The organism is Mesorhizobium montanum, from assembly GCF_033977145.1.
GTDB lineage: Bacteria > Pseudomonadota > Alphaproteobacteria > Rhizobiales > Rhizobiaceae > Mesorhizobium > Mesorhizobium montanum.
Genome location: NZ_JAVIJF010000024.1, coordinates 19,605 through 35,884, shown reverse-complemented (window position 1 = coordinate 35,884; position 16,280 = coordinate 19,605). Strand labels below are relative to the sequence as shown.

At 62.8% G+C, this 16,280-nt stretch carries 17 protein-coding genes, 2 pseudogenes and 1 riboswitch; of the genes and pseudogenes, 11 read left to right on the top strand and 8 right to left on the bottom strand.

Translation table 11 applies throughout. The features are described from left to right. Positions 1–114: 114 nt before the first annotated feature. Positions 115–177, top strand: a riboswitch (Fluoride riboswitch). A gap of 136 nt (positions 178–313) precedes the next feature. Beyond that, positions 314–529: a hypothetical protein gene (locus RFM68_RS27525; RefSeq protein ID WP_320236158.1), complete on the bottom strand. Its 216-nt coding sequence runs from the start codon at positions 527–529 to the stop codon at positions 314–316. Between the two features lie 206 nt (positions 530–735). Between RFM68_RS27525 and RFM68_RS27520 the strand changes: the two genes are divergently transcribed. The 8 genes and pseudogenes from RFM68_RS27520 to RFM68_RS27485 all read left to right on the top strand — a co-directional run bounded on the left by RFM68_RS27520 (position 736) and on the right by RFM68_RS27485 (position 6,517). Next, positions 736–1,077: a DUF190 domain-containing protein gene (locus tag RFM68_RS27520; RefSeq protein WP_320236157.1), complete on the top strand. Its 342-nt coding sequence runs from the start codon at positions 736–738 to the stop codon at positions 1,075–1,077. Between the two features lie 1,524 nt (positions 1,078–2,601). Then, the gene (locus RFM68_RS27515) at positions 2,602–3,852 is read left to right on the top strand and encodes a TnsB C-terminal domain-containing protein (protein WP_320236156.1); all 1,251 of its coding nucleotides are present in this window, start codon (positions 2,602–2,604) and stop codon (positions 3,850–3,852) included. An 11-nt stretch (positions 3,853–3,863) separates the two neighbouring features. After that, on the top strand, positions 3,864–4,271 hold the full coding sequence (locus tag RFM68_RS27510; RefSeq protein ID WP_320236155.1) for a P-loop NTPase family protein: 408 nt from the start codon (positions 3,864–3,866) through the stop codon (positions 4,269–4,271). Between the two features lie 185 nt (positions 4,272–4,456). Then, complete coding sequence (locus RFM68_RS27505; protein ID WP_320236211.1) at positions 4,457–4,675, top strand: type II toxin-antitoxin system HicA family toxin; 219 nt, start codon at positions 4,457–4,459, stop codon at positions 4,673–4,675. Positions 4,676–4,679: 4 nt separating this feature from the next. After that, positions 4,680–4,886: a type II toxin-antitoxin system HicB family antitoxin gene (locus RFM68_RS27500; protein WP_320236154.1), complete on the top strand. Its 207-nt coding sequence runs from the start codon at positions 4,680–4,682 to the stop codon at positions 4,884–4,886. Between the two features lie 32 nt (positions 4,887–4,918). Then, positions 4,919–5,026: pseudogene (locus RFM68_RS27495) on the top strand (VOC family protein); the annotation flags it as partial. A 420-nt stretch (positions 5,027–5,446) separates the two neighbouring features. Then, a pseudogene (locus RFM68_RS27490) lies at positions 5,447–5,572 on the top strand (Rieske 2Fe-2S domain-containing protein); the annotation flags it as partial. Positions 5,573–5,617: 45 nt separating this feature from the next. Further along, positions 5,618–6,517 (top strand): complex I NDUFA9 subunit family protein, encoded by a 900-nt coding sequence (locus RFM68_RS27485; protein WP_320236153.1) that lies wholly within the window; start codon positions 5,618–5,620, stop codon positions 6,515–6,517. A gap of 259 nt (positions 6,518–6,776) precedes the next feature. Here the strand turns inward: RFM68_RS27485 and RFM68_RS27480 are convergent, their stop codons facing one another. The 4 genes from RFM68_RS27480 to RFM68_RS27460 form a co-directional block, all read right to left on the bottom strand. Next, entirely contained in the window at positions 6,777–7,247 is a 471-nt protein-coding gene (locus tag RFM68_RS27480) for a YbhB/YbcL family Raf kinase inhibitor-like protein (protein WP_320236152.1), read from the bottom strand. Between the two features lie 326 nt (positions 7,248–7,573). Further along, positions 7,574–8,737 carry a glycoside hydrolase family 25 protein gene (locus tag RFM68_RS27475; RefSeq protein ID WP_430694948.1) on the bottom strand — a complete coding sequence of 388 codons (1,164 nt, stop codon included), beginning with the start codon at positions 8,735–8,737 and terminating at the stop codon, positions 7,574–7,576. Positions 8,738–8,886: 149 nt separating this feature from the next. Further along, positions 8,887–9,672 (bottom strand): phosphodiester glycosidase family protein, encoded by a 786-nt coding sequence (locus RFM68_RS27465; protein ID WP_320236149.1) that lies wholly within the window; start codon positions 9,670–9,672, stop codon positions 8,887–8,889. Between the two features lie 113 nt (positions 9,673–9,785). Beyond that, a complete protein-coding gene (locus tag RFM68_RS27460; protein WP_320236148.1) occupies positions 9,786–10,658 on the bottom strand; it encodes an undecaprenyl-diphosphate phosphatase in 873 nt (290 codons plus the stop codon). 187 nt (positions 10,659–10,845) lie between these two features. Between RFM68_RS27460 and RFM68_RS27455 the strand changes: the two genes are divergently transcribed. Beyond that, complete coding sequence (locus RFM68_RS27455) at positions 10,846–11,775, top strand: hypothetical protein (RefSeq protein ID WP_320236147.1); 930 nt, start codon at positions 10,846–10,848, stop codon at positions 11,773–11,775. Between the two features lie 20 nt (positions 11,776–11,795). On the opposite strand, the gene RFM68_RS27450 is transcribed toward RFM68_RS27455, so the two are convergent. The 3 genes from RFM68_RS27450 to RFM68_RS27440 all read right to left on the bottom strand — a co-directional run bounded on the left by RFM68_RS27450 (position 11,796) and on the right by RFM68_RS27440 (position 13,047). Then, entirely contained in the window at positions 11,796–12,008 is a 213-nt protein-coding gene (locus RFM68_RS27450; protein ID WP_320236146.1) for a hypothetical protein, read from the bottom strand. Between the two features lie 276 nt (positions 12,009–12,284). Next, positions 12,285–12,680, bottom strand: coding sequence for a GFA family protein (locus tag RFM68_RS27445; RefSeq protein ID WP_320236145.1), 396 nt, complete (start codon positions 12,678–12,680; stop codon positions 12,285–12,287). Positions 12,681–12,798: 118 nt separating this feature from the next. After that, complete coding sequence (locus tag RFM68_RS27440) at positions 12,799–13,047, bottom strand: ParB N-terminal domain-containing protein (RefSeq protein WP_095490758.1); 249 nt, start codon at positions 13,045–13,047, stop codon at positions 12,799–12,801. Positions 13,048–13,196: 149 nt separating this feature from the next. Here RFM68_RS27440 and RFM68_RS27435 point away from each other — a divergent pair, with 149 nt between their 5' ends. Together RFM68_RS27435 and RFM68_RS27430 are read left to right on the top strand one after the other, a co-directional pair. Beyond that, positions 13,197–14,837, top strand: coding sequence for a N,N-dimethylformamidase beta subunit family domain-containing protein (locus tag RFM68_RS27435; RefSeq protein ID WP_320236144.1), 1,641 nt, complete (start codon positions 13,197–13,199; stop codon positions 14,835–14,837). A 1-nt stretch (position 14,838) separates the two neighbouring features. After that, the gene (locus RFM68_RS27430; RefSeq protein ID WP_320236143.1) at positions 14,839–16,221 is read left to right on the top strand and encodes an aminotransferase family protein; all 1,383 of its coding nucleotides are present in this window, start codon (positions 14,839–14,841) and stop codon (positions 16,219–16,221) included. Positions 16,222–16,280: the final 59 nt, after the last annotated feature.

Genomic DNA, 16,280 nt, shown 5'->3' with positions numbered 1-16,280 from the left:
CGCACACAAAGGACGCACATGAGATCGCAACGATCCAGCACGACAATCTTGAAGCCGCCGGCAGGGCGGGCGCGAGCGTTGTCGTCCTTGTCACAAGCTCCGGCTGGTATATCTCTAAGAGATGGGAATGGAGTCCCCCCTAAATCGCCCCAAAGGGCTGATGACTCCTACCGTGTGGAGACATGTGGCGGGAGGCAGTTTGTGACCCACCACAAGCACTTTGCCGTCTCCACGCACGGTCGATACGTCGAAGATGGGGTGCGTGAATGGACGCTGTAAGGCTGATATTGGCCATTCCGATCACTCGGCGGATTCAGCCCGACCGACGCCTGGTGACGCCAGGACATTCGAGGCGATCGAGGACCACGAGACGGAGAAACGGCGCTTTTGGCGGACAATCGAGCGCGCCTGGGCTCAGGCCAAGACAGCCCGTATCAAATTCGAGCCTCATCTTGTCATCGGTCGCGCAGTGCCCGGCATCATTGAGTTCGTCGAAAGCGAGAACTGCGATCTGCTGGTCGCCGGCCACGGGCCACTCGGCCCTTTACAATCGCCTGATAGGCGGAGCCGCCGATCGACTGGTCAGGCTCGCTCCCCGCCACGTTCTGGCCGTCAAATGACCATGAGCGAGAAACCATTGCACGCCGCCACGTTTGCGAGTTCCGTCGGTGGGGCCTGGGCCCCGCTTGCCGCACAATCGCAGCGTACCCCGATGATGTGGGAGAATTCTGGGCCATGAGAATACCAACGCAAGCTGTGCTTCTGCGGATTTTCATCGGTGAAGACGATCGAGGGGACGGCCGTCCACTTTACGAGGCGATCGTGCTCAAAGCCCGCGAGGCGCATCTGGCGGGCGCCACAGTCCTGCGGGGTGGCTTGGGCTTCGGTCACTCTAGTCGATTGCACACGACAAAGATATTGCGTCTTAGCCTGGATTTGCCGCTTGTGGTTGAGATCGTGGATGAAGAACACAAGATCAACGCTTTTCTCGAGATTCTGGAGTCCTTCATGACTGACGGACTGGTCACGTTAGAAAAAGTTCAGGTGCTGCAATACCGGCCGAATGGAACGGACTGACTACGGTCGCGCAAAGCACTGTCCTAACCGGGCTCTTGCCCCCATCATCATGAACCTTTGAGTAACCTGCCAAGCCGGGACCTATTTGCCTGACGTGTTCTAGGCAGGGCCGCTTCCTTGATGGCTTATCCCGTTAGGTCCGGCAACGCTATATCTGGACGGTCGTTAAAGTTGTAAGCGAGCCTTCCCCTGATTCCCTTATCTTGACTTTGAAGTGCAGTGGGATACGGTGTCATTCGATGAATGACAGGAGTTTGACGATGTTGACCACTGACAAGACGCAAATCTCGCTTAGGGTATCAGCCTCGTTCATGCCCATGGCGGTCTATGATCTCGCGCAAGGTGACAGGCTTGGCTGATGGGCGCCACAGGAACGACGACACCAGTAGAATCCGCTCGAGCGCACACTTACGATCGATGGGCCAGAAACCCTCATATTATAGCCCCCCGTTGCGGCAGTCCCCGTCTGCCTTTCTAAACGCCCGGCGACGCCTCCGTCGAGAGTCGTAACGCGATTCCCGGGAAATTAGAATCATCGGCGGCCACGCGCCTGTATGCAGGCGGATTAACCATGTACCGGCTCTTCGCTTGAGATCCCGATCAGAGCCCGATCGATTGCGCTCGCTTGGACTTGAGAAGACAGGCAAAACTGCTGATGAGCGGCAGGTCGGAGAGCTTGGGTTATGAATCATTCCACTTATCTCGGTCCGGATCGCGGGATTCTCGGGCACTCGTTTCGGCCTGCGGTAGGTCGTCGAATACGACGCGACTGACCTCAACAAGCCCTCTCGGCTGACGCCTTCCGATGGATGAGAAAAAAAAGAGCCCCGACTTTTCGGCCGGTTCGGGGCAACCCAGAGCGGTTTTCGTGATCGTAACGGGAGGCGGATGTGATCCTCACCTCATATCGCGTGTGTAGGGCCCAGTCGAGGCGCCGAAGGTCGAACCCTAAGGATTGAGTTCTTGTTGAAAGGATTCGTTTGGCACCCCTCGCCGGACGTGTCCAAGGATTCGTGCCGCGTGACGTAGTGGCGAGTTTCGGATGGCCGGCAATTTCAAAGGCTTACCTGTGTAACAAGGCTGCAACTTCGCGTTACCAGGCGTGGCCCCGGCACCCCCCTTTTTTGGTGAAGGGGGCGTCACTAGCTGCGGCCGGAACGAATGCAAGGAGACACCGAATGCAATACTCGAATGCCCGCAGGACTATTCCGTTCCTTTCACCGCCACCTTCCTTCCCCTGAACCGCCCGTTCTCGGGCCGCCTCGTCGATAGCTCCGACGGGGAGTGCCGCATAGCAAGGATGTGACACATCGCGCCGCGAGGCGCGAGTCCTCGGTATGGATTCCTCCGCAGCCCTCCACGGGCCTCCGGCAACCTCGGAAGCAAGGCAAAGGATCGTTCCGAGGATCCGGCGTTAGCAACGACAACCGAGAACTCCTCACCGAGAGTGATCTCGAGCGCAAGGTCGGCCAATGGCTGGAGGCAAGAAGCGATGTCCTGCGCGTCCGGGACCAGTGGCCCGCGGTGCGCTACCACCTCGACGGTATGGGACACGTCCACACCTTCGACTTCCATGTGGAACTGAAGGATGGGACTTCACGGGCCATCGCAGTAAGGCCCACCAGCAGGACTGCCGCCCTGCTCTCCGTGCTCAGGCTCACCCTCGAGATGGCGGTGATGGACAAGTCGCGGCTGCAGTTCCTCCTCGGAAACACGCCGTGGATCGGGCACGGAATCCCGGAACACGTCGTCACTGACGGCGGCGCCGCCTTCATCTCGTTCGAGTTCCGCAGGATGCTGACCGACCTTGGCGTTAGCCACTCCCTGCCGCCCGGTGGAGAGGCCAAGCTGCGGCCTTACATCGAATCCGTCTTCAAGACGCTTAGCGTGCAGTTCCTGCACTGGTTCGAGGGACGCACCTTCTCCGACTACATCGAGAAGGGCGAATACGACCCGGGAGAGAACGCGAGCGTCTGCGTCGACGAGCTGAACCGGGACTTCGTGGTGGGCGTGCAGCACGTCTACAACAACCAGCCGCATGCCGGGCTGGCTGGCGAAACCCCGCACAACGCCTTCCTCCGCTTGAGCCGCAAGTACGGCGTGATCCCGCCGCCCTCGCGCGATATCCAGCGCCACGTTTTCGGCGTCACGTGCAGTCGTACCATCGGGGACAAGGGCATCTGCATCCTCGGCATCCACTATAACTCGCGCCAGCTCCAGGATCTGCGGGTCACGGCAGGACAGGCTGAGGTCCGGGTACGCTTCGACCGCTTCGACCTCTGGCGGATCTCCGCCTGGAACGGCGTGGGCTGGTTCACCGTCGGCAGCAGCTTCGGCCTGCCAGAAGACCTGAGCGTCTGGGAATGGGTCGGCGCGGCGCAGGAATTGCGGCGCATCCATGCCGAGAACGCGAAGGAGAACCTGTCCTCGATGTACGAGGCTATCAATCGCCTCCGTGCCTCGGGCGACGCCGCGGCGGCTCGCGCGGAGCTCGGGGCGAGCGTTCTCTCCGAAAAGCGGATCAAGGACATCGAGCGCCGACACTTCCGCAGCATCACCGTCGTGGATGATTTGAAGTCCGCCCCGGCCGGCCTCGTCCCAATCGAGAGCCCGCGCGATCCGCTCATGGCGGGGATCGACGCGTTCCCCGAATCCTTTGCGGAATCCGCGGCCGAAGACGATCAGGCCGACGAAGCCGAAGACATCAACGACGGGGCTGCGCCCAGCCAGCTCGGCGGCGTCGCCGACCTGAAATTCGACGACGAAGATCAATAGGGGAGACCGACATGTTCGATCAAGACCATACCCAGTCCGGCCTCGGCAGCGCGCTGTCGAGGCTCCGGGTCTCGATGCCGGACGCGGCGCGGGGACGCGCCGACCGCATCGCCAGCATCAACGCCAGGTATATCGGCACCAAACGCGACGACGTCCTGAACGGCCTCGTCGACCTGCTCGTCGGGAACGCCGCCGGCGCCGCGCACGGGGAGCCGGGGAAACGGCGCGCCCTGTTCGTCGTCGGCGAGTCCGGGTCCGGCAAGTCGACGGCCATCCGCCATCTGATCGACACCCGGCCCGAGTTCCAGCCGTACCGGGACGACGCGGGCCAAACGGTCAGGCCGATGGTGTCCTTCGACGCACCCAGCCCCCTGACCCTGAAGCTGCTCGCGAAGGTCGGCATCGAGGCGGTCGGCTAACCTCTGCGACTGCACCCGATTCAGCCCCGCCATCGTGCGGGCTTTTTCATGCCCGACAGCCAGCTTCCTTACCGGAAACAGGGACTCGCCTTGCGGGACAACGAGCATCCTCATGGGCGAAACCGGAAATCCGTCATAGCGATTTCAATACCTTGCACGAATTCGGGGACATAGATCCAGGGCCGATCCAGGCGCCGCCGCCGCCGCCGCCTCGGCTAACGGTACGCGAAGTTATTCGCATGCTGGAGGCCGGCGGCTGGTATCTGGTTGCAACCAAAGGCAGCCATCGCCAATATAAGCACAACGTCAAAGCCGGCCGCGTCACCGTGGCCGGCAAGCCGTCTGAAGAGATTGCACCGGGAACTCTGAATAGCATCCTCAAGCAGTCCGGCCTGAAGGAGTGACGACATGCGTTATGCTGTGGTGATTGAAAAAGCCGGAGACAACTTTTCTGCCTACGTGCCAGATCTGCCGGGCTGCATTGCGACCGGTGCGACGGTAGCTGAGGTGGAAACTGAAATACGCGACGCAATCCGCTTTCATATCGAAGGCTTGCGCGCCGATGGGTTGGATGTGCCCCGAGGTGTCAGCTTGGCTGAATATGTCGAAGCATAGCTGCCACCTACCACCGATGCCGCGCTAGCGCGGACAAAGGCGCGCCCGGTCCGCGTCCGGACTATGCGGAACATTACTACGCCTGCTTCGTGCTCGACCCCGATGGTTATAATATCGAGGCGATGATCAACGAGGCGTAGCGCGGGCCCTCTCCTTCTCCCCTTGTGGGAGAAGGTGGATCGGCGCGCAGCGCCGAGACGGATGAGGGGTGTTCCAGCTTGACGCCGGTGGCTGCCTTCAGGTTGGGGTTCTTATGTCTCGGGAGAGGCTGGCGTTCTGTCGCGCACCCCTCATCCGGCCGCTTCGCGTCCACTTCTCCCACAAGGGGACAAGGAAGAAGCCCTCAATCCTTGAACGTGATCCCGCATTTGGCCGCCTGTTCCTTCGGCATATCCCCGAACGCCTGGCGCACGGTGTAGCTGCCACTGACGAAACCAACTCTTTCCGAGCGCGTTCCAGAGATAGCTTCGTGGCGAGGGAGATGCTGCAATCGATCCCGTCCCGAGCAGCCCATCCCTCAGGATGAAGCGGGAAGGAGAATGCCATGGCCGTGCTCCTTTTGCACGGAGACCTGGAACGACTAGGTCCGGACGTGGGATTGTCCATGTCACGGCTCGATCTTCGCCGCGGACGGATCGGTGATCCACGGGCCGGCTAGAAAGCCGCTTCCCGCAGCTGAGTTGTAGACCTGCTGTCACTGCTCATTGCGGAAGGGCAAGTAAGGAGCGTCCATGAAGATAGCCGTATTCGGCGGGACTGGCTTCCTGGGCCGCAGGATTGTCGAGCGGCTCCTGGAGAAGGGCTTTGAGGTGCGGGCGGTATCCCGTCATGCGCGGCAGGCGAAGGCAGCGTTGGCCCCTGGAGCGAAAGCGCCCGAACGGGTCGAGGCGGATATTCTGGACAGGTCCTCGATTGCTCGCGCAATCGCCGGATCGGATGCGGTGGTGAATGCCGTCAGTCTCTATGTCGAGCGCGGCGGCCTGACGTTCGAACGAGTGCACGTGACGGCCGCAGCCGATCTGGCGAGCGCCGCGCGGCAGGCAGGCATCGGCCGCTTCGTCCAGATCTCGGGAATAGGCGCCGACTCCCGATCGGATTCGAGCTACATCGGGGCACGCGGGCGCGGCGACGAGATGGTCAGGACCATGTTTCCCGGAGCGGTGGTCCTGCGTTCCGCCGTCATGACCGGCCCGGACGACGCCTTCCTCAGCACGCTTATACGGCTGGTCCGGCTGCTGCCGGTCTATCCGTTGTTCGGCAACGGAGCTACCAGGCTCCAGCCCGTTTATGTCGGCGACGTCGCCGAAGCAGTCGGCCGGTTGGTCGAAAATCCCATCGACGCGCCGATGTTTGAAATCGGCGGCCCTCGTATCATGCGCTACGAGGAGCTGGTTCGCGAAATCGCGCGGCGGCTCGGCGCTCATCCGGTGCTGATGCCCATGCCGTTCGCGGCATGGAACGCCCTGGCCGGAGCGGCGGAGTTTCTTCCGGCGCCCATCATTACGCGCAACCAGGTCGATCTCATGCGTCAGGACAATGTGGCGACAGGCACGATGCCGGGCCTGCCCGAACTCGGTATCGAGCCGCTCGACATCGAGGAGGTTATTCGTATGATCCAGGAAAAGAAGTGATGCTCTCTCCTACACGCGGAACTCTCCTGCCGTCGGGCTGGGAAAGGTCGGCGCCGGCGGGATTTCTGGCGGCACTTCGGGCGGAATCTCTGGCGGCCCTCTCCCAGGTCCCGGAATGGGATCAGGCGACGGCGGGGGAACGCCCGGCGGTTCTCCGGGCGGGTTTTCCGGTGGCGCCGGGGGACGGGACGGCTCGGGATTGGGGTTGTCCGGCGCCGGCACCGGATTGTTCGGATCGGGATCGTTCATTGCAGGCCCATCAGGCGGCATGTTCGTAGGTGCCCACCAGTTCCGTCGCCTCGATCGCGTGGCGCTGCGCCTCTTTCCAGATTTCCTTGACGCCGGCCTTACCGGGGACACCCAGGCTCGGCACATCGAGAGCCGCCAGCCGGAAATGGTAATGATGGACGCCATGCCCGGCGGGCGGAGCCGGACCGTCATAGGAGCTGTTGCCGAAATCATTCTTTCCTTGCTGGAGCGCTTCGGAACCCGGCTTTCCGTCTGCCGCTTCGGCAAGCTGGCGAACGCCGGGAGAAATATTGAACACTGCCCAATGTCCGAACGTTCCGCGCGGCGCATCGGGATCCTCGACAACGAGAACCAGGCTTCTGGCCCCGTCAGGGATTCCAGACCATTTCAGAGGCGGAGAGACATTTTCACCGTCGCGCGAGAAGCGTTCCGGGATGCGATCGCCGTCGGCGAATGCCGGGCTGGTTAGCGTGAGTGGCATGTTCGGTCCTTTCCGCTTTGATCCCGCACTGATGGATGAGTTCTTCATCCAGCCCTATGCCTCACGACGGTCCCTAAACGGCTTGGCCGCTAGCACGTGTGGCGGGGTGGAAACAGCGCCCACGTTGCTACTCCGGAGGCCGCGACGCCGGGCCTATCGGTTCCAACGGATTCTGCGTCGGATCGTTCCGCTGCCTCAGCGCGGTTGCCGCTAGATAGCCGCGGGAACGACGGCCTCGGACATCACCAAGCACCGATGGATGAGATTGTGATGTGAGGCATCAATCCGACCACAGCCGTCATGGGCGATGACGAAGGGGATGCGCCCTACTCGGCATCGGCCATCATCTGCCCACCGCCACCCAGCCAGGCCCGCCATTGCCGTTCGTCGCCATGGAAGACGTTGAGGTCGATGCGACCGCTTACGCCGTGCGAAAGGCCGGAACCGGAATACTGCCAGAACAGCCATTTGCGGCCGGGATAGACCTTTGACGGATGCGCGGCCACCGCGCGCAGCCAGAACGGATAGTCCGGGAAGGCGCCGCGCAGGTTGTCGCGATAAAAGTCGGGGCTGGTGTAGATGATGGGCCGCTGGCCGTAATGGCGCTCCAGTCTGTCCATGAACACCTGCATCTTCTCCAGCACCTTTTCGCGCGACGGCCGCCGCTGGCAGGAGGAGTCGCCGTTCCACTCGACATCGATGACCGGCGGGAGCGCGCCGTCGACCTTCGGCACGTTGCGGATGAACCAGTCTGCCTGTTCGCCGGCCGTGCGGCACCAGTAGAAGAAATGATAGGCGCCGCGCTTCAGCCGGGCGGCGTCGGCGTTGCGCCAGTTCCTCGTGAACATCGGATCGAGGTGATCGCCGCCGTCGGTCGCCTTGATGTACGCGAAGTTGGCGCCCTGGGCGCGCAGCTTCCCCCAATTGATGTCGCCCTGCCAGCGCGAGACGTCGACGCCGTGCACGGCCAGATGTCGCGGCGAGGACCGCCCGAAATTGATCGGCTTGGCGTCCCGGAACGCATAGCGGGTGACCGGACCGGCAAGCATTGCGGGTGCCGCGCGCGACAGCCGCTTCGGCGGCGAGACCAGTGCTGCGGCCTCAACCGGCGGCTCAACGTTGTCTGCCTGATCGGTCTCGGGAAATGCCACCGTCTCTTCCTCGGCAAGGCCGAAGGGACGCGAATTTTCGTCGTCGGGACGCGCATTGTCTTCGTCAAGACGCGAATTCTCGTCGGCAAGGCGCGAGTTCTCGTCGCCAAGCAGCGGCGCCGGCGGCTTCATGCGCGCAGCGCCCGACATCGACGCGGTCGCGACGGTTCTTTCCGTCTCGGCGCTCCTCACGCCCTTCGACACCGGCGCGCTTGGCCGCACGACGGAACTCGTCGTCTCGCTGGACGGCATTTGCAAGGCATCGACGCCCGACGTGGACGAGCAGCCGGCAACGCTAAGCGATGCGAGCACGAAAGTGACGACGCTGAAAATCCGCATCTTGACCTGTACGCAAAACAAAACAGACCGAGGGCAGGAACAGCGCCGACGGAAACCCCATTCCTAATGAGAAATTACCAACAAAGTTTGAATCAAAATTTACTTTTGGCGCGGCCGAGCGATTCGCGAGCTCAAATTCTGGCCAGGCTCTATCGCCTGAACACGCCGATCATCGGCCCGAGATTCCAGAAATCGTCGTTGCGGCCGATGCCGGGCGCGTAGAGGCTGGAGATCGAGCCGTCGAGGAACAGCGCGTTCGGGCAGCCGAGCTGGTCGCGGAACAGCCGCGCGAATTCGTGGAAGGTCACGACATCGTCCGAGATCGCGAAGATTGCGACGCCGTCGGCGCGCACGCCCACGCCATCGCGGATCTTTCGCGAGGTGCCGTCGGCCTGGAATTTCGGATGCAGCTTGCCGTCGATGACCAGCATTGGCCCGGACTGGGTGGCGTAATCCGCTCGCGGCGGACGTTTTAGGTAATCCCTGGTCGCGCGAACGCCGGCCTTGCCGGCGCTGAGATAAAAGATGCCGTTGGGCTGCATGGAGAAATTGCCGGTTCCCGATCCGGTCTTGGCCGGCGTGACCTGTTGGCCGCGCTCGACATACAGCCCGACCGGCGCGAGATCCGGATGGTACATGCCGGCATTGATGCCGAACAGCATGGTGCGCCCCGCCGCCTGCTGCGCGCTGCGCAGATTGTGCAGCGATCGGTAGAGGTCGCCATCCTTGTTTTTCCAGAACAGCTCGATGGAAAAATGCTTCGGATCGGTCTCGCAGACCAGATAGGTCGCGCTCTCGAAAGTCTGGTTGCGGCAGGGCGGCAGCGCCGCCAGCCATTGGCCAAGGCCCATGCCGGCGCCAATTGCGGCAGGCACCGCCGATTTCACCAGCGTGGCCAGCAAAGGCACAGATTGCAGCAGCGTCACAAGATCCATCAGCGCACCCGAGGGTCAGCGTCGATATAGCGGATTCGGTCGCGTCTCCAGAGGCCTTTGTCTTTACGCTATTGCGGACGGAAAACCGCTGCGCACTGTTCCTGGAATTGCTCTCAGGTGAGCCAGCCGGCGGCGACACTGATCAGCAGCACCACGCCGAGCAGGCCGCGATAGATGACGAACGGCCAGGCGGAGAAGCGTTCGAGCACCCGCATCAAACCCCATATGGCAAAGAAGGCCGAGATCGAGGCGACGATGAGGCCGACGGCCAGGATCGACCAGCCATGCGCGTCGAGATGCACCTTGTGCAATTCCCAGAGCTCCTTGAGGCCGGCCAGCGCGATGGCCGGCAGGCCGAGCAGGAATGACAGGCGCGCTGCCTCGGGCCGGGCGAAGCCCAGCCCCATCGCCGCCGTCAGCGTCGAGCCCGAGCGTGAAACGCCGGGAACAAGCGCGCCGACCTGGGCGATGCCGACCAGCAGTGCGTCGAGGATCGATGCCTGGCGCAGCATGAGCTTGTGGCTGGCGAAGATTTCGGCGAGCGCCAAAAGGATTGCCATCACGATGCAGGCCCAGCCGATGACGGCCAAGCCGCGCAAAGGTGAATTGCAGGCGTTGAGAATGCCCGAAAGCGCAAGCCCGGCAATCACGATCGGAACGGTTGCAAGCACGATGCTCATCGCTAGGCGGAAGTAGCGGTCGTTGAAATCGCGCCGGGCGAGCGCCGACAGCGATCCCACGGTCACGTCCCTGACATCGCTCCAGAAATAGCTGACCACCGCCGCCAGCGCCGCCAACTGCATGGCCGCGGAGAAAGCCGAACCCGGGTCCTGCCAGCCGAGCACGGCCGGCACGATACGCATATGCGCGGTGGACGAGATCGGCAGCAATTCGGTGATGCCCTGCACGATGCCTAGAAATGCCACCTTGACGTAACCCAGGCCGACAAAGCCCGTATCCAGTCCCTGCGTGCAGACGTCGGTCATCCCAGTCCTTTCCCTAGCGAAAAGTGAATCGTCATTCGAAAAGCCCCTCGAGGACAGGCTTAGCCTCACGATAGCGTGAATCCAACTCACGGATTTGTAAGGTGCCGCTAATCCTGCTTGACAACGGGCATCGTCATATTATTCTCCACTAATCTTACACTGTAAGGCAAATCGGAGGAGCTTCACCATGTCGACCGCCGCCCTCTCGGAACTGCAGCCAGTCGTGCCGCCAGAAACGCATGTTCCGGAAATCGCCATCGAGGAGGTATCACGCGATATCAGCCGCGCCATCGAGCGCGCCGAAGTCGCTGCCTGGCTCGACCTTTACGAAGCCGCGCCCGCGGATTTCGCGGCGCGGCAGGGGCTGTCGATCGCCAGGGACGGCGACCTTGTCTGGACCACCTGCACGACGATCCCGTTCATTCATTTCAACTGCGTGAAGAATATCGGCGTCGACAGCCCGGTCTCGGAGGCTCAACTCGACGCGCTGCTCGCGCATTATCGCAATGCCGGCATCATGCGGCCGTGGTTCTATACCAATCCGCACACCGAGCCGACGCGGCTGAGATGCTGGCTGGAAGCGCGCGGCCTGCAGCACCAGGGCGGCTGGGAGCGCATCTATCGCGACGCGACGCCGCTGGCCGCCGAACCGCTCTTCCCGGGCGACCCGCTTATCCCGGTTGACGATCTGGTGGTCGAGGAGGTCACGCCGAAGACAGCTTCGGACTGGGCTTCTTTCATCGATGCCAAATACAGGCTCTCCGCCTCGCCCTGGCTCGTGGCGCTCGTCGGCCGCAAGGGCTGGCATCACTACATGCTGAGACGCAGGGGCGCGGTCGTCGCGGTGCGCTCGCTCTTCATCTCGGACGGCGCGGCCTGGAGCGGCATCGACGCGCCGGTGCCTGGAATCATGGCGCCGAGCTTCGACCTTGACGCCATGCTTGGGGAACGGGTGGTTCGCGACGGCATCGCCGCCGGCGCGAAACTGTTTGTCGCCGATATCGAGGCACCACGCCCCGACCGCGACGGGCCGGCCTATCGCAACTATGCGCGGCTCGGTTTCAAGCTCGCCTATTCACGCAGCCACTACAGCTATCTGCCCGCGCATTCGAGCTGACCATTTTTCCTGGAGCTGCCTCAGCGGTACAGCCACTGCTTAAGGCAGCTTGTTGCCACCACATGCGCGGGTGGCACCGAAGCCTGGTCGATGCGAGAATCCTCGCCAGCCCTGTTGCGAGCTTTTTCCAGAAGCAGGCGAAGCTCGGCCGGGCGCACGCGGTCGCGCGCCATCACGAGCTGGATCATCGGGTCGTTCAAAAGCTCGTCCAGGGTGTTGATGCTCTCGCTCATCCGTCGCCTCCTCGATGCCTTTCCGCATGGCGCATAGATAGGCAGCCAATGATGGCCCGCCAATGACGCTTTGCCGGCTATCTCGTGAATCAAAGATGAAATTTTTGTGCAGGCCCTTTTCCTTCTCCCCTTGTGGGAGAAGGTGGATCGGCGCGCGGCGCCGAGACGGTTGAGGGGTGTTCCAAGCCGAGTGAGACGCTGGCATTCCCTGGAACACCCCTCATCCGACCGAGCTGCGCTCGGCCACCTTCTCCCACAAGGGGAGAAGGGAAAACGCTAGGCTGGCGGCGCGCCTTCATATTGCGGCAGGCCATCGTCGAGCATCACCCAGGGCTGTTTCGAGGCCGTCCAGAAATGCATGTCGGGCTTGAACAGCGACGGATCGTCGAGCGAGCCGGACGTGACGCCGAGAATGCCCCTGGAGTCGCGCCGTGAGAACATCGTCGTGCCGCAGACCGGACAAAAGCCGCGCTTGAGGTCGGGGGTGGAATTGACTGTCGCCACTGGCCCGTCAATGGTCACATCGTCGACGCGGAACAAAAGGCGGGCATTGAAAGCGGCGCCGATTGCTCTCTGGCAGAGCCGGCAATGGCAGACGCGTTCGTTGATCGGCTCGGCCTCGCTCCTGTAACGCACCGCGCCGCACAGGCATCCGCCTTGATATTTCGTCATCGCCTGCACCTGCTTATGGGAACGCAGCACGGTAGTAGCGCCCGACATCGCGGCGTCAATCAAAAAGCATTGATGGGATGCGATCGGTAGCGGTGATGAAGCGCAGCCCAGGCGGAGATCAATGGCGCTTGGCCTGCACGAGATAGGCGTCGATCTCGGTCTCGCCGAGCCATTTGGCGGCTTCGAGCCTATGCAGTCCTTCGACCAGGATGTGGCGCTTGCCGTCGTGCCGCACCTGGATCGGCGTCTTCATGCCGTTCTCGAGGATGTCCTCGGCGAGATGCCGCACGGTTTCGGGATGCAGCGTCTTGCGCCGCGCCGTCGGCACGTAGATGTCGTCGACCTTGACCTTTTGTACCCGCAGCATGTCGGCTCCCGGCGTTGAAGCGTCGCCTGAAGCTGAATAATCCGTTTGCCGGATATCGCCAAGCGCAAGTGCGCGCTGGCCCGATGCTTTCCATTTGACGCTCGGCCGGCCAATGGTCTCAATGACGGGCTCGTGATCTCAGGTGTTCCTTGACGCAACTGCCCACCGAATTCCCCGATTTCGGGCTGACGCCCGAACAGCGCCGCGAAGCGGTGCGCGGCCATTATTACGAATGGCCCGGAATGGATGGCTCGAGCGGCGAGATCTGGTGCTACAGCGACCGTTTTTCCTACCGCCCGCGCGAAACGGTGACGCTGCATGTGAGCTCGACGGCGCCTCAATTCAGCATCGCCATTATCCGGGACGGAGCCACCGAAACCCAGGTCTTCGAAAAGACCGGCTTATCGGCGCGCTGGCAGGATACGCCCGACCAATGCTCGGTTGAAGGCTGCGGCTGGGAAGCGTCGTTCGAGTTCCGTATCGGCGACGACTGGCCATCCGGCGCTTATCGCATCACGCTTTCGGCCGACGGCCGCGACGGCATGCCGATCCACAGCCACCATCTCTTCATCGTCGCGCCCCTGCCCGGCCGCAAGCCCGGCCGCTTGCTGCAGGTCGCCGCGACCGGAACATGGCTCGCCTACAACACCTGGGGTGGCTCCAACCACTACCAGGGCATCACCGGTCCGAAGCGCGATCAGTATGCGACGATGGTATCGACGCAGCGTCCCTGGTGCCGCGGCTTCGTTGTGCTCCCTGAGGACGCGCCGCGCGTGCCGCTGGAAGTCGCCGTGCCGCCGAAGACCGTACCGCGCTATCCGCATATGGAATGGGCTTTCGCCACCGGACATTCGAAGAAATATGCCTCTTCCGGCTGGGCGAGCTATGACAGCCATTTCTTCCGCTTCGCCGAGCGCGCCGGCTACGCGGTCGATCTCGCCAGCCAGACCGAATTGCATTTCTCGCCCGAGATTCTCGACGGCTATGACTGTGTCGTTTTCGTCGGCCACGATGAATACTGGACCTGGGAGATGCGCGACGCGGTCGACACCTATGTGACCCGTGGCGGCCATGCGGCGCGCTTCGCCGGCAATTTCATGTGGCAGACCAGGCTGGAGGACCAGGGCCGCCGGCAGGTCTGCTACAAATACAAGGCGCGCGCCGAGGATCCCGCCTATCGCGGCGGCGACGTCAGGCGCGCCACCAACTCCTGGGAGGCACCCGAGATCGGCCGCCCGGGCAGCGCCACCTTCGGCCTCAATGCCACCCAGGGCGTCTATGCCGGCTGGGGCGGCTGCGCGCCGCGCGGCGTGCGCGGCTTTCCGGTCTACCGGCCTGAGCACTGGGCTTTTGCCGGCACCGGCATCTATTATGGCGACCTGCTCGGTGCCGACAGCCATGTCTATGGCTATGAGGTGGACGGGCTGGATTTCGAGATCCGCGGCGGCCTGCCCTACCCCACCGCGCAGAGCGGCGCGCCGGACGGCTTGCAGGTGCTGGCCGTCGGCATGGCAAGCCAGGTCGAGGAAAGCGCCGATATCCCGATCGAGGACCAGTTCCTCACCGACGAGGATGGCCGCTTCACCGCCGAGACTTTGTTCGGCGAGGCCAGCGACGCCAATCTCGACAAGGTCAAGCGCGGCAACGGCATGATCGTCAATTTCCCGCGCGGCAAGGGCGAAGTCTTCCATGCCGGAAGCTGCGAATGGGTCGCCGGCCTGCTAAGGCAGGACGCGATGGTCGAACGCGTGACGAAAAATGTTCTCGATCGTTATCTCGGAAAGTCCTGACATGCCGAAATCGCAAGCCGAGCCCTCATCCGACGCCGAAGCGCGGCCGCCATCGCATCTGTTCTACCTCTCCAGCCTGCGCCGGCCGCTCGTCGACCGCGCCGAGGGCATCTATTTCTGGACCAAGGACGGCCGCCGTTTCATCGACGGGTCGAGCGGGCCGATGGTCGCCAATATCGGCCATTCCAACCGCAACGTGCTCGACGCCATGAAGCGGCAGATGGACAAGACCACTTTTGCCTACCGGCTGCATTTCGAGAACGAGCCCGCCGAGGAACTGGCGCGGGAACTGGCCGGAAAACTTCCCGAAGGCATGGACCGCATCTTCTTCGTTTCCGGTGGCTCGGAAGCGACGGAATCCTGCATCAAGCTCGCCCGCCAATGGGCGGTCGCCGCCGGCCAGCCGAAACGCTGGAAGGTGATCACCCGCTTCCCCTCCTATCATGGCGGCACGCTGGGTTCGCTATCCGTCACCGGCGATGACGCGCTGGCCGAGACCTTCACGCCGATGATGCGGGTGATGCCGACGGTGCCGGCACCCACCGCCTGGCGCGACCGCGACAATCTTTCGATGGAACAGCGCGGCATCCGCTATGCCGACATGCTGGAGGAGAAGATTCTCGCCGAAGGGCAGGAAAGCGTTTTAGCCTTCATCATGGAGCCGATCGGCGGTGCAGCGACCGCGGCCCTCGTCGCGCCAGACAGCTACTATCCGCGCATCCGCGAGATCTGCGACCGCTTCGGTATCCTTCTGATCCATGACGAGGTGATGTGCGGCGCCGGCCGCACCGGCAGATTCCTCGGCGGCGACCACTGGAATTGCAGGCCGGACATCGTCGCGCTGTCGAAGGGCCTGGGCTCGGGCTACGCGCCGCTCGGCGCTCTTGCCGCACCGATGCGCCTGGTCGAGCCGCTGCTCGCCTCAGGCGGTTTCCAGCATGGCCACACCTATGCCGGCAATCCGCTGGCATGCGCCGCCGGCCTTGCCGTCCTTGGTGAAATGGACCGGCTCGATCTCATCGCCAATGCAGCCGCGATGGGGGACGTGCTGATCGCAGAGTTGAAGGCGCTGCAAAAACGCTTCCCCTTCATCGCCGACGTGCGCGGCAAGGGCCTGCTTACCGGCGCCGAAATGGTCGCCGATCCGGAGACCCTGAAACCGATCGACCCAGCCCGCAAGGCGACGCAGCGCCTGCTCGATCACGCTTATGCGCGCGGCCTGATCATCTATGGCCGCAAGGTCAAGGGCGGCGTCGACGGCGACAATTTCATGGTGGCGCCACCGATGATCATCACAGCTGAGCAGATCGGCGAGATCATCGCCATCATCGGCGACTCGCTGGAAGCGCTGGCGAAGGAACTCGACCTGCCGGTGGAAGGGTGAGGGGGAACGATGGTGTCTACGAAAGTCATCATCACCTACCCGACCGGTTGGCGTAAGAA

Coding starts and splice junctions, on each gene's coding strand:
- RFM68_RS27485 (WP_320236153.1), top strand. CDS start 5,618: ATGAAGATAGCCGTATTCGGCGGGACTGGCTTCCTGGGCCGCAGGATT.
- RFM68_RS27440 (WP_095490758.1), bottom strand. CDS start 13,047: ATGCTGCGGGTACAAAAGGTCAAGGTCGACGACATCTACGTGCCGACG.
- RFM68_RS27475 (WP_430694948.1), bottom strand. CDS start 8,737: ATGCGGATTTTCAGCGTCGTCACTTTCGTGCTCGCATCGCTTAGCGTT.
- RFM68_RS27500 (WP_320236154.1), top strand. CDS start 4,680: ATGCGTTATGCTGTGGTGATTGAAAAAGCCGGAGACAACTTTTCTGCC.
- RFM68_RS27455 (WP_320236147.1), top strand. CDS start 10,846: ATGTCGACCGCCGCCCTCTCGGAACTGCAGCCAGTCGTGCCGCCAGAA.
- RFM68_RS27480 (WP_320236152.1), bottom strand. CDS start 7,247: ATGCCACTCACGCTAACCAGCCCGGCATTCGCCGACGGCGATCGCATC.
- RFM68_RS27520 (WP_320236157.1), top strand. CDS start 736: ATGAGAATACCAACGCAAGCTGTGCTTCTGCGGATTTTCATCGGTGAA.
- RFM68_RS27445 (WP_320236145.1), bottom strand. CDS start 12,680: ATGACGAAATATCAAGGCGGATGCCTGTGCGGCGCGGTGCGTTACAGG.
- RFM68_RS27460 (WP_320236148.1), bottom strand. CDS start 10,658: ATGACCGACGTCTGCACGCAGGGACTGGATACGGGCTTTGTCGGCCTG.
- RFM68_RS27430 (WP_320236143.1), top strand. CDS start 14,839: ATGCCGAAATCGCAAGCCGAGCCCTCATCCGACGCCGAAGCGCGGCCG.
- RFM68_RS27510 (WP_320236155.1), top strand. CDS start 3,864: ATGTTCGATCAAGACCATACCCAGTCCGGCCTCGGCAGCGCGCTGTCG.
- RFM68_RS27450 (WP_320236146.1), bottom strand. CDS start 12,008: ATGAGCGAGAGCATCAACACCCTGGACGAGCTTTTGAACGACCCGATG.
- RFM68_RS27465 (WP_320236149.1), bottom strand. CDS start 9,672: ATGGATCTTGTGACGCTGCTGCAATCTGTGCCTTTGCTGGCCACGCTG.